Origin of the sequence: Psychrobacter sp. C 20.9, assembly GCF_001921765.1 — a bacterium.
Taxonomy (GTDB): Bacteria; Pseudomonadota; Gammaproteobacteria; order Pseudomonadales; family Moraxellaceae; genus Psychrobacter; species Psychrobacter piscatorii_B.
On the sequence record NZ_MRYC01000012.1, the window covers coordinates 92,412 to 104,346 of the forward strand.

14 protein-coding genes are annotated in these 11,935 nt (G+C 45.0%); 7 read left to right on the forward strand and 7 right to left on the reverse strand.

Annotation, left to right across the window (positions count from 1 at the left end):
- Nucleotides 1–192 precede the first annotated feature (192 nt).
- The 6 genes from tsaB to BTW00_RS09525 all read left to right on the forward strand — a co-directional run bounded on the left by tsaB (nt 193) and on the right by BTW00_RS09525 (nt 4,837).
- Nucleotides 193–894 carry a tRNA (adenosine(37)-N6)-threonylcarbamoyltransferase complex dimerization subunit type 1 TsaB gene (gene tsaB / locus BTW00_RS09500; RefSeq protein WP_075107201.1) on the forward strand — a complete coding sequence of 234 codons (702 nt, stop codon included), beginning with the start codon at nt 193–195 and terminating at the stop codon, nt 892–894.
- Nucleotides 895–979: 85 nt separating this feature from the next.
- Entirely contained in the window at nt 980–1,822 is an 843-nt protein-coding gene (locus tag BTW00_RS09505) for an undecaprenyl-diphosphate phosphatase (RefSeq protein ID WP_075107202.1), read from the forward strand.
- 67 nt (nt 1,823–1,889) lie between these two features.
- Nucleotides 1,890–2,837, forward strand: coding sequence for a class I SAM-dependent methyltransferase (locus tag BTW00_RS09510; protein ID WP_075107203.1), 948 nt, complete (start codon nt 1,890–1,892; stop codon nt 2,835–2,837).
- Nucleotides 2,838–2,906: 69 nt separating this feature from the next.
- The gene (locus BTW00_RS09515; protein ID WP_075107204.1) at nt 2,907–3,146 is read left to right on the forward strand and encodes a hypothetical protein; all 240 of its coding nucleotides are present in this window, start codon (nt 2,907–2,909) and stop codon (nt 3,144–3,146) included.
- 106 nt (nt 3,147–3,252) lie between these two features.
- Nucleotides 3,253–4,170: a 4-hydroxybenzoate octaprenyltransferase gene (gene ubiA / locus BTW00_RS09520; RefSeq protein ID WP_075107205.1), complete on the forward strand. Its 918-nt coding sequence runs from the start codon at nt 3,253–3,255 to the stop codon at nt 4,168–4,170.
- Complete coding sequence (locus BTW00_RS09525; RefSeq protein WP_075107206.1) at nt 4,163–4,837, forward strand: DUF4112 domain-containing protein; 675 nt, start codon at nt 4,163–4,165, stop codon at nt 4,835–4,837. Before ubiA ends, BTW00_RS09525 begins: the two co-directional genes overlap by 8 nt.
- Before the next feature lie 140 nt (nt 4,838–4,977).
- Here BTW00_RS09525 and BTW00_RS09530 read toward each other — a convergent pair whose 3' ends face one another.
- From BTW00_RS09530 to ispZ, 6 genes are all read right to left on the reverse strand, one after another.
- Nucleotides 4,978–5,547, reverse strand: coding sequence for a hypothetical protein (locus BTW00_RS09530; protein WP_256714047.1), 570 nt, complete (start codon nt 5,545–5,547; stop codon nt 4,978–4,980).
- A gap of 157 nt (nt 5,548–5,704) precedes the next feature.
- Complete coding sequence (locus tag BTW00_RS09535; protein ID WP_075107208.1) at nt 5,705–6,139, reverse strand: secondary thiamine-phosphate synthase enzyme YjbQ; 435 nt, start codon at nt 6,137–6,139, stop codon at nt 5,705–5,707.
- 106 nt (nt 6,140–6,245) lie between these two features.
- Nucleotides 6,246–8,318: an FAD-dependent 5-carboxymethylaminomethyl-2-thiouridine(34) oxidoreductase MnmC gene (gene mnmC, locus BTW00_RS09540; RefSeq protein WP_075107209.1), complete on the reverse strand. Its 2,073-nt coding sequence runs from the start codon at nt 8,316–8,318 to the stop codon at nt 6,246–6,248.
- A 129-nt stretch (nt 8,319–8,447) separates the two neighbouring features.
- Nucleotides 8,448–8,879 carry a hypothetical protein gene (locus BTW00_RS09545; protein ID WP_075107210.1) on the reverse strand — a complete coding sequence of 144 codons (432 nt, stop codon included), beginning with the start codon at nt 8,877–8,879 and terminating at the stop codon, nt 8,448–8,450.
- Nucleotides 8,876–9,193: a YciI family protein gene (locus tag BTW00_RS09550; protein ID WP_075107211.1), complete on the reverse strand. Its 318-nt coding sequence runs from the start codon at nt 9,191–9,193 to the stop codon at nt 8,876–8,878. Before BTW00_RS09550 ends, BTW00_RS09545 begins: the two co-directional genes overlap by 4 nt.
- 134 nt (nt 9,194–9,327) lie before the next feature.
- Entirely contained in the window at nt 9,328–9,879 is a 552-nt protein-coding gene (ispZ, locus tag BTW00_RS09555; protein ID WP_075107212.1) for a septation protein IspZ, read from the reverse strand.
- A 305-nt stretch (nt 9,880–10,184) separates the two neighbouring features.
- On the opposite strand from ispZ, the gene BTW00_RS09560 reads away from it, so the two are divergent.
- Nucleotides 10,185–11,066, forward strand: a complete 882-nt coding sequence (locus BTW00_RS09560) for a PHP domain-containing protein (protein WP_075107213.1) — start codon at nt 10,185–10,187, stop codon at nt 11,064–11,066.
- A gap of 159 nt (nt 11,067–11,225) precedes the next feature.
- On the opposite strand, the gene BTW00_RS09565 is transcribed toward BTW00_RS09560, so the two are convergent.
- A complete protein-coding gene (locus BTW00_RS09565) occupies nt 11,226–11,867 on the reverse strand; it encodes an IS1595 family transposase (RefSeq protein ID WP_075107214.1) in 642 nt (213 codons plus the stop codon).
- Between the last annotated feature and the right edge of the window lie 68 nt (nt 11,868–11,935).

The following is an 11,935-nucleotide window of genomic DNA, read 5'->3' on the forward strand; positions in this document are numbered from 1 at the left end:
TATGAATAAGTACAGATGAATAAAGTGTGGAAAAGCGTAGAAATTGATAAAATTCATTTAGCCTAAATGCTATGATAGGCGCTGTTTCATTCTGTCTAAATTTTGATAGTACATAAATAATGAATAGCTATTAAAAATTATTAAAATCTGACAAACCCATTTAGAACGCCAAAAGTAAAAGCCGAGGTTGTGATGTTTTTAGCAATGGATACCGTGTTCGATCAGTGTTCGATCGCGATTTTAGATTCGAGCGGACAGGTACTGTCGAACCATACCGAAACAGGCAAGCGTCAGCAAACTCAGCAGATCTTACCTATGATTGATGCTGCACTATCTGAGGCGCAGTTACGTCTTGCTGATATACAGGCTTTAATATTTAATCGCGGGCCGGGTGCGTTTAGCGGTATTCGTATCAATACGGCAGTGGTGCAAGCGTTGTCTGTCGCGCATGACTCGCCTTGTGTTGGTGTTTCTAGCCTACAAGCGATTGCACAATCTGCGTATCAGCAGTACGGCCTGACACACCTATACAGCGCCCTTGATGCTCGTATGCAGCAAGTCTATTTCGGACAGTATGAGTTGGTAGTTGACGACGAGTTAGGTTATAGCATTATGCAGCCAGTATGGGCTTATGGCAGTGATAGCACTGAGCAGCTATTAGATTATGATAGCCAAACAGCACTGAATCTCCCTATCGCGGGGAATGGATCAGTACTACTAGCATTGCATGATCAGCAAGTGTGCCATGAAGACGTCTGGCCAGACGCTGTCGTCATCGGGCAGCTTGGTGTTGCTCAGTTTGCAAACGATGGTGGTACGGAGGCAGCGCAAGCGCTACCAAAATATCTACGTAACCAAGCTTGGAAAACACTTAAAGAGCAAGGCAAAGCGTAGCTTTTGAGTATTTTTTAAGCATTAATCAATATAAAACCAACGTCAACATAGGACAGCCAATCGGCCTGTTTTTAGGAAAGTCATTGTGGATATACTGTTATTCGTTCAAGCTGTCATCATGGGTATCGTGGAAGGTATCACAGAGTTTTTGCCCATCTCCAGCACGGGGTATTTGATTTTATCAGCCGATGTGATGGGATTTTGGACTAAAGAAAAAGTCGATTTGTTTGTGGTCGTGGTACAGCTTGGTGCTATCTTGGCAGTGATATATGACTATTGGGGCAGACTGTGGCAAGCATTGATGGGTCTCATAACAGGCAAAGCAGAAGGCATGACCAATCCTAGGCAGCTGGGACTCAGTCTCATTGTCGCGACCATTCCTGTGATGATTGTTGGCTTTACCTTTGCTGATGAAATCAAAGCTTATTTGTTTAATCCTATTGTCGTTGCCATTATGCTCATCATCGGTGGTCTGCTCATATTCTATGTGGAAAAGCGCCCTAAAACCATCATTGCAAAAGAGGCAGAAGATGTCAGTATGAAAACGGCGCTGATGATTGGCCTATTTCAGTGTCTGGCTCTGATACCAGGCACGTCACGCTCAGGATCGACGATCATTGGGGCGCTATGGCTTGGGGTCTCACGTAAGGCCTCTGCTGAGTTTTCTTTCTTTTTGGGTATTCCTGTTATTGTTGGCGCCGCCTTATTGGATTTGATTAAGCATAGGGAGGTACTGAGTAGTAGTGAAGACTGGGTGGTGCTCGGTATCGGCACCATCGTATCATTTGTTGTCGCGCTTCTTTGTATTCGCCTGCTTGTGGCATGGGTGAGTCGCCGTGACTTTACTATTTTTGCTTGGTTACGCATTATCACGGGTGTTATCGTGTTGGTTGCGGCTTGGGGCTTTGGTTACCAAATGGCGGGCTAGATTTGTACGATGGCTTATAATGCTATAGGTAAAAAGTAAGCAGTTATAAGTAAAAAGGATGATGGTTATGACAGTGCTGCATCACACAGATAATAAGTCGGGTGACCTTGTACAGTGCCAACTGTTCTATGTGAATGACAACCAACAAGCTCAGATTGAGCGCCTACAGTCATTAATAGCTGAGCACAAACTACCAATCGTCTTAAAGACTGAGCTCTCCACGGAGAAATTGACACAAAAACGTCGCCAGCAACTGAGCCAAACATCCTCTCAACCTATTTTGCTGCTTGATGAAAAAGATAAGCTATCGTGGCTTAGTGATGGACTGAGCGTGTCACCAGAGTGGGATAAATTGCAACGCCGCGTGGTGAGTGCTGGTCGTAAGTCGGAGCTATTACTGCAAGCAGCAAAGATTACCGCAGATAGCCGTGTTATCGATGCCACTGCTGGCTTTGGCCATGATAGTTTGATATTGGCCAGTACGGGCGCCCAAGTCATTATGCTTGAGCAGCAGCCGCTAATGGCGTTGCTGTTATGTGCAGAACAGCAGCGTATGAATGCGCAGCCCAATTGGCAAAAGCTCATGAGTCGCCTACATATTATCAATACTGATGCACTGAGTTATTTTGCGAGCCTAAAAGCTGACGATATATCGAATGATGGCAATGCAGTCGATGTGGTGTATTTAGATCCCATGTTTCCAGAGGATAGCTATCAAGACAATAAGACAGGCAAAGGCGCAAAAGTTGGTAAGCACATGCAGGCCTTGCATCAATTGGCTCGCCCACCAACGCTAGATGAAGAGCGCCAACTGCTAAATAGTGCTAAGGTAATTGTGAGTCGAAGCGCGCAAGGACAAGGTCGCGTGATCGTCAAGCGGCCACAATTTGCGCCATTACTTGCCGATGAGCCGTTTAGTGAAAGCTGGCATAATGAAGCCGTGCGCTTTGATGGGTATTTTGCCGGACATCGGTTTTTCGAGGATTATTTCATAGCCACTGTTTGTGATAAATAAGTGTATCAGCATAAACATACGTCATTCATTAGCTTGAGTATTTAGAATACATGTATTCAGGAGCAGGAAATGTCAACGCTAATCATTTGGGTCATGGGTGCAGGCTTATTGTTGGTCAATATCATGCTGCGCACTCAGATTCTTCGGCTTGAAGCACGTTTAAAGGAATTGAGCAGTCCACAAGAGCAATTGGCATTTTTGCGGCAACAAGCAGCACGCAAAGACAAAATCCCTGCGATTAAAGCGTTACGTGAACAGTATCCTGAATTGTCTCTAATTGAGGCGAATAACTTATGGAAACAAATCTAACGATTAGGGCGTGTCCCTAATTCAAATGTTTATCACCATTTTTAAAATAGGGACACGCCCTAGCAAAAAAGCATATAAAACTCTTTATTGACGATAATAAGAAGCCATGACATTCAAAGACAAACTACAAGCCTATATCCAGCTCACGCGTTTTGATAAACCAGTGGGTATTGAGCTGCTACTATGGCCGACATTATGGGGCGTACTGTTAGCTGCCATGGGCCAAGCCCAGCAGCAAGGAGTTACAGCAGGTCTGCCAACGCTCAAGATATTTGCGATATTTGCGCTCGGTGCGATATTTATGCGCGCCGCTGGTTGTGCGATTAATGATTTTGCGGATCGTAAAGTAGATGGTTATGTGACTCGCACCAAAGGTCGTCCATTAGCAGATGGACGTCTATCTGGCAAAGAAGCCATTGCTGCATTTTTGGTACTGGTATTACTCAGTGCCAGTTTGCTGTTTTTCTTACCCGTTGCCGTATTTTATTGGTCATTGGGTGCTGTTGTATTGGCCTTTATTTATCCCTTTATGAAACGCTATACCCATCTGCCACAAGTATTTTTGGCAGCGGCGTTTGGCTGGGCCATACCGATGTCTTATGTGGCGGTGCAGGGCGCTCCCGATATTTGGTGCTGGCTATTATTCTTTGCTTACATGTGCTGGACGGTGGCCTATGACACGCAGTACGCAATGGCTGACCGCGCGGATGATCTCAAGATTGGGGTCAAATCAACGGCGATATTATTTGGGCGCTATGATGTGATTATTATCTCAATCCTGCAAATGCTATTTTTGCTGATGATGGGCGCGGCTATGTGGCATTACTTTGCCCCAACAACGCTAGGCGTGACACCCGTGTTTGGATTGGCATTGGTGGCGATGATGTTTGCCAAACAAAACAGCGCTTGTGCCAGTCGCAATGCGCAGGCTTGCTTTCAGGCATTCTTAGCCAATATCTGGGTAGGACGCTATGTTTTTGCCCTCGTTGCAATTGCTTGTATATGGACGACTCTAAATGGATAAATTTAAGAAGTTGCCGAGATTTAAAGCAAAGAAATCCTCTGATACAAATGGCTCAGTCGTCGATTATCAGGCAAAACTTGCTGAGCATGGGCTGACACGTGAGGAGGTGATAGCCACTGAGCGTAAGCTGGCAAAGTTTGCTAATGCGATGGATTCACTAATCCGCGTGCCTTTTACCAAGCAAGGCATGGGTGCGGATGCGGCGCTCTCTACCATTCCTCTCGCAGGGGATGTCGCAGGACTGATACTGACCAGCTATGCTTTTATATTGGGTCGTCAACTAGGTGTTCCAGCCGATAAAATGACACCTGCTGTCAGACTGGCGCTGATTGATATGGTCGTTGGTATTGTGCCGGGCATTGGGACATTACTAGATATTTTTATTCGTCCTAGCCGCAAGACATTGGGTATCGTACATGAGCATTTGCACCAAGAGTATGGTATCACTGAAACCATGCATATGGATCGGCCTTTTTTACATCAATCACTAGAAGACAAGCAGCAAAGCCGCTTTGGTGCTTTTTGGCGAAATCCAATAGTAGCGTGGCTGTACTTGCATATCCCTGACATATTGGGACTCATCGTGATTGTATTTGTTGGCTGGGGAATTTGGACGGCGATAAGCTGGTTGGTCGGACTTTTTGGTCAATCGACTGGGTTTGGATAAATAAAATCATCTACCAGAAAGTTAAGTAAATACGAGTGAGTAGAGACCAGTAAATAGAGATAAAAAAGCGGCAACGATAGTAACGTTTGCCGCTTTTTAATTATTTAAGATAAGACTTTCAAAAAGGATACAATTAGCACTTATTCAGTGACGACTTCTGCTTCAGCACTGACTGCATCAAAGCTAGTGACGGTATTGTTTTGGATAAGATCAATGGTGCCGCCACCTGCATGACTCACCAGTTGGACGTTACCGTCAGCTGAGCGATAAGTGGGGTTGTTACCTTGTCCTTCTGGTGCGCTGAGCGTCATTTTTGGCTGGTTGGGTCGAGTGACGACGGCATTGAGCAACCCTGCAGCTGACGTTTCAAAAACGACCGATAAGGTGTCGCCTGCTTCACTTTTGTAACGGACATCAGTGATTTGTGCGCCTTTAATGGCCTGTTCTGGATTGGGCGATGTAGCAGTATTACTTGGTGCAGCGACAGTGCCTCCAAGATCTTGCTCTAACTCAGTCAAGCTCACATCGCGCTCTGAATTAGCTTCAGTCTGTGATGGGTTCTGAGCATTCTCTATACTGTCATCCGCCGCTTCATTGACATTGATATTTGTGGTGACTGGCGTTGTCTGTGTTGACGTTTCAGATGGTGTTTCGGTAGGTGCTTCAGGTTCTGGCGTTTCTTGACAGGCAGTCAGCAGAAATAAACTCAAAAAAAGAGCAGAAGCCTTGAGAAAGTGAACCTTAGCGTTTGTTGAGCTTGGTAATTTTAAGACAAAAGTGGTCATAATCAGGTTTATCCGTTAATAGCGCGCTATATCAATGTGGCAATTTGCAAGGGTCAACCTGCCAGTTAATGACTCTATATTATTACGTATTGACCGTAATAACCAGCTTACGCTGTCCGCCATAACCCTTCATGTCTCTGTGCTCACATAAGTAAACCCCTTGCCACATCCCCAAACCCAAGACACCATCTATCAGAGGAATGGTCAAACTTACCCCAAGCACCATGCTCTTAAAGTGAGCTGGCAGGTCATCCGAACCTTCTAAGGTATGGCGGTACTCTGGCTGATCGGCTGGGGCGATTTTATTGAGCCAATCCTCTGTGTCCAATCTTACATCTGGGTCAGCATTTTCATTAATGGCGAGACTGGCTGACGTGTGTTGCAAAAACAAATGAACCAGCCCCGCTTTGGCGCTGGACGGTATGAGCTGAGCAATGGCTTCCTCGATGATAGGCGTGATGACATGAATACCACGGGCATAAGTAGGTAGGGTAATGGTGGTTTGATGATAGCTCATGATGCTTATCTCATTGTCGGAATGAACATTAAATAAAGATATCACAAGATAATATGAATCGTCGAAAGCGTTGTTTTGATGTACATGAATATCATCCTAAATGATATTAAGTGAGCGGTGTTTGCAAACGGGTACGATTGGGCGATAGACGTGCGAGCATTGCATTAGATAGTGGCGCAAATGACCCTAGCATCATACCCGCTAACGCTTCAGCGCAGATGGGTGCCAACGCATAACCTTTTGCACCCATTGCATTCATCGTCCAAATTCGCTGACTGTTGGTTAGTTGCCCAACGATTGGATGATAATCCGGTGTCTGAGTGCGAATGCCAGCGCGCCCTTGCCACAGGCTAGTATCGGCTGGCATGATAGATGCCATCTCAGGAATGGCAGCAACGAGCTTATCCCGGCTAATCTGATGCTCGTCATCTCTTAAGTCCGTATCCGTATCGTTGCGGATAAAACTTGCCCCTAGTAATAGATATGGCTTGCCAGCGGTGACAGTGTTTAGGTTATCATCCCCTGCTTTTGCGTTAAAGGGTGCACAGTAACCGCTGTATTTGAGTGGTATGTTGGGTAGGTCTGCCAGTTGCGCTGTATTGGGCGTAAACCAAGACAGCTGACCACGAATTTTACGGCAATCAAAAATACGCTTATCTAATTGATGACTCTCAAAGGCGGCGCAAATAACGACATGATCAGCAAGAATAGAGACAGTCTCCTGATTTTGATCACTGCCTTCAATACACACTTGCTGTTCAGTTTCGTCAATTTTACTCACTTCTAATTGCTGAAAGCGAATGAGCGGATGTGTCAATATAATAGTTTTCAATGCTTGCGGATTGACCAAACCAGACTGTGGTAAGTATAAGTTCTCTGATAAGTCTTGCTCTTTTATTCCACTAATATTCTGTGCTTGCTCATGGGGTAGGGTGGTTGCCATCTCATCAGGATAATCTTCGATTTGCTCGGTGCTAATATTGGCTTTCACCAGTAAATCAAGCGCACTAGTCGGCTCTAGTACTGGCGCTGTATTGAGCTGTGTGGCTTTCTGATTAAGGTCTCGATATAGCCTGCTGCTATAAAGATAACCGATGGTATGCAAATGCTCGTCGACATGATGGATGGGCGTCATTTTTGGGGCAAGCAATGCTCGAGGGTTGCCTGAAGCGCCAGCCAGAGGCGCCGTTTTGTCTAATAAAGTGACCGCAATGCCGCGATTGGCAAGCGACCAAGCCGTTAGCAACCCTGAAACGCCTGCACCAATGATGACAGTGTGATTAAAGGTGCTATCTGTTGTTATCTGCTTCGCATCGTGGCTTTTGTTATCACAATTTTTATTATCACTAGTAACGTCAATATGGTCTGTATCGGTCATGATGGCGGTGAGCATTTCTCGCTTTCGACCAAAACCTTTTACCTTTTTGATGTCAAAGCCATGTTCCTTGAGCCCGCGCTTGACGATGCCTGCGCAGCTATAAGTAGCGGCGGTGGTATGCGGACGCGATAGGCGCTGCATCTGTGTAAAGATACTGTCAGCCCACAAGGTACTGTTGCAAGAAGGGGCAAAGCCATCCAAAAACCACGCATCGATATGAGGCTGAGGCGCAGACTGCTGAGAGCGCTCTATTGCCAGTTTGCTAAGGCTCTGGGCTGCATCACCAAGCCATATATCGACCGTCAGATTATCATAAGAAAAATCCAAACGGTGACAGCCTGCGATAAGAGGCGGATACGCAGCCAAAAGTGGCTCAATCAATGGAGCAAGCTCGGGTGCACGCTCACCCCATAGGGCAAGTATGTGCGTCAGATCTGCAAGCGGTATCGGGAATTTTTCAGTGGTAATGAAATGTAGGCGGGCATCTGCCAGTTGTGGGTAGGTATCGCGCAGCTGTCGCCATAACTGCCAAGTCGCTAAGAAGTTAAGCCCAGTACCAAAACCCAATTCAGCAATCGTAAAACATTGCTGTGGTACAAGGCCTGCCAAGCGATCAGGCAGCTGATTGTGCTCTAAAAATACATGACGTGTCTCTGCCAGACCATCCGCATGCGAAAAATACACATCGCCGAACTCACCAGACACTGGCACCATATTTCCAGTATCATCCATTTGCCACTCAACCTTGGCAGGTGTGATAGTGTTTAATGGTTCAGCGTTTGTGTGATGAGCGATAGACATGGAAACTTCTTAGTAGGATGATTTACTATAATAAAAATGTTCTTGATGACAGAATCAAGTTCATAAAAATACAATGAGACGTCGCAGAATAGAGCAGGTCAAAGGCTAAATCTATAAAGAGCGCATCGCTTACCAGCGATCACGGCGAACGAACACCAGCCACGAGATAAAAATACCCACCAACAAACTGATCAAAACGGTAAATGCACCATACAAAAACAGCTGACCTTTGCTCTCATAGACTAAAACGTTTGCTTGGGTCTGCAAGTCGTTCACTTGGCGTTGCAATTGTGCATTACGGCTGAGTAGTTCTTGATTGGCCGCTGACAGCGCTTTAGTAGACGGTTGCAACTGTGCTGCCAGAGTATCATTGATATCTAATGCTGAATTTGTTGCTGCATCGCCTACAGCAGGTTGATTTATAGGGGCTACTGTAGGATTCGCTGCATCTGCGTTGGGTGCCGTTGGCGCGGCTTGCACTGATACTGCTGCCATCAGTAGCAGGCTAGCCAAGCTACTTTTATAGAATCGAGTATTCAAATAGAGGGCTTTCTGACTCACGACGCGGCTACTTTATCAGTGGGCGCAGGCAATGCTTGAATAAATGGCTTGATATCCACGTGACTATAGACGCCATCACGTAAATAAGGCTCATCGTTCGCCCACGCTTGTGCCGCCTCGATAGAGTCAAACTCAGCAATGATTACACTGCCTGACATATCGCTCTTGCCATGTTCGATCGGCGTTGGGCCTGCAATCACCAGACGATCTTCACGACTTAGCGCCTGTAATCGCTCAATATGTTCAGTGCGAGTAATCAGACGCTGTGCGCTGCTATTAGCCACATCATGACCAATAATGACAAATAAAGACATGGAACTTCCTTAGTTGATAATAAAACGTAATGATTGATTTGAAATACATCGTATAACGCTAACGGCTGATTACTTTGAGCTCTAAAAGCAGTTTTATCAATTATAAGACAGTAGCTGCAATCAGCGCATAACCGTTATTTAGTGGTTTTGTCCGTCAGCGCAGGGTTGAGATGCTTTTTGAGTACAGCAAACTGAGCCACGACGAATACCAGCATAATCGGAATCCAGCCATAAGTCTTGAAGTTAATCCACGCTTCATCTGACATGGTGAATGCTGTGATATAATGGAGTACAGCCATGAGGGCGAAGAAAAGTGCCCAAGCAACGGTCAGTTTTTTCCAACCACTAAGTGTTAAAGTAAATACTTCTTTCATTGCTAGCTGCATTAATGGCTTATTGATAGCGGCACTGACAAACAAGGTCAACGCAAAAATACCATTGATAATGGGCGATTTCCAACGCAGATAGATATCATCACGCAGCAGCAATGTGCCACCGCAAAACAAAATGGTTAATAGTAAGACGACCCATTGTTGCTTATCAAACTTGCCTTTTTGGCGAATAAAGTGAATGGCATAAACAACGATAGTAGCGACGAGCAAAGCCCCTGCCGCTGCCAAAATACCGTTATAACGCGCCGCGATAAAAAAGGCAATCAAAGGGATAAAGTCTAATAATGCTTTCATAGCAAAGGTTGTGTCCAACAAAAACGTATGGGGTAGTTTACACGTCTACTGCCGCAAAAAAAAGCAATCAACACGATAATCCTGCGATATAAGCACCCGATAGAACAATCCTTTCTTATTGCGAGCAATGACCATGCCACTGACCAAATATAACCATCAAATACAGCAGCAATAGTCGCTAAATCCAGAGAGTTGGCTCAGACATTATCATTAATAATAGCAATCAATAGCAACCAATATGAATAGTGACTATCTACTACTAAATTGTTTATACGCTTATTTTTTAAAATATTAAGGTTTATCTTATGAAATATGACTTACATTGTCACAGTACCTGTTCGGATGGTACTTACGCACCAACTGAAGTAGTAAAGCGCGCGCACGCAGCGGGCATCAATGTACTGGCACTGACTGACCACGACACGCTGGCGGGCATTGATGAGGCAAGAGAAGCCGCTAATGCTTATGATATACAGCTGATCAATGGGGTGGAAATCAGCTGTGAGCATACGTTGAGCGGTGGCTATGGCAAAAACAAATCTACCAATAAAATCATCCATGTGCTTGGGCTAGATTTTGCTGATCGCGAAAAGATGCATGCCACTCTGCAGCAACTACAAGACAGTCGGGCCACACGTGGTCAGCGCATCACCGAAAAGCTCAGTGAGCTGCTGGATATAGATTTCGATGAGTTGTGGCAAGCCGTACTCGATAAGGCAGGTGGCAACCCACAAGCGGTTGGACGCGCACATATTGGGCAGGTATTATTTGAGCGGGGCGAGGTCAAAACCGTTCAAAAAGCCTTTGATAAATATTTGGCAGATAATAAGCCTGCTTATGTGGCGATCGAGGCGTTGACGATGCAGCATGGTATCGAGCTGATTCATGCTTGTGGTGGTCGAGCGGTGCTCGCGCATCCCACTCGTTATCAGCTATCGGCCACACGAGTGCGCAAGCTGATTGGGGAGTTTGCTCAGCTTGGCGGTGACGCTTGTGAGCTACCAGCCACAAGTGAACCAATCAGTACGCGTAGAATGGTTGATCGTAGTATTGCCGAGCACAATCTTGTCACCTCGATTGGCAGCGACTTTCATGGTAGCAATATGCCGTGGCGCCGCTTAGGGGATGTGCCTATCTTAAATGAAGACCAACAAGGGGTTTGGGAGTTGTTTAACACGCCTGCTTAGTCTGATGGTTTTATCATGTTTTATGGATATTTTAGCGGTTAGTCACTTTTGTGTTTCGTCGCCAAGATGACTGAGTCTTTTATGTGAATATCATGACGCTCAAAACTGTATATTCAACAACTGCTGATTGATAAATAAAGGGACTGTAGTAGATAAGGATTAAATATCACACCATTTTCTCAAGGTTTTCAGCTGATTAGATGGTGAGCCATAGTTGAATCTAAACTCGCACTCTTTTAAAAACAAATGGAAGTTCTTCTTATTAATCCCATTATACTTTCTGAGTGTTCGTTTGCACTGATTCCAGAAGTTCTCAATGCCATTGATGTGATTGTTCTTACCGCAAATGAACTCTATAGAGTGATTGACTCTGAAATGTTTAAACTCACTCACATCTAATGCATTGTAACTTCGATAGCTATCCGTATAAACAAAGCTGTCAGGCTTGATTTTACGCTTAATAACAGGCATTAGAGTAGTCTGTTTGGTGTCTGCTACGACAATGGTATACACCTTACCGTTTCGTTTTAGAATACCAAATACAGCGGTTTTACCAGCAGCCCCGCGACCTCTTTTGCCTTTGCGTACACCGCCAAAGTAACTTTCATCTAATTCGACCTCACCATCAAAAAGCTCATCAGCTTCTAATGAGAGATGGTAATCTATCACAAGTCTTATTTTATGATAAAAAAGTGCAGCAGTATTAGGCTGAATATCAAGCAAATCTGCGGCTGTTCTAGCAGTCACTTCAGCTGTGAAAAACTCTAACAGCCTTCGCTGTACTTCTTTACTTATAGTCAGTTCAAAATAAAATTGTTATGGTTAGGACAAATATCATAAAACAATTTGGATAAGTCGTTTTCCATCCA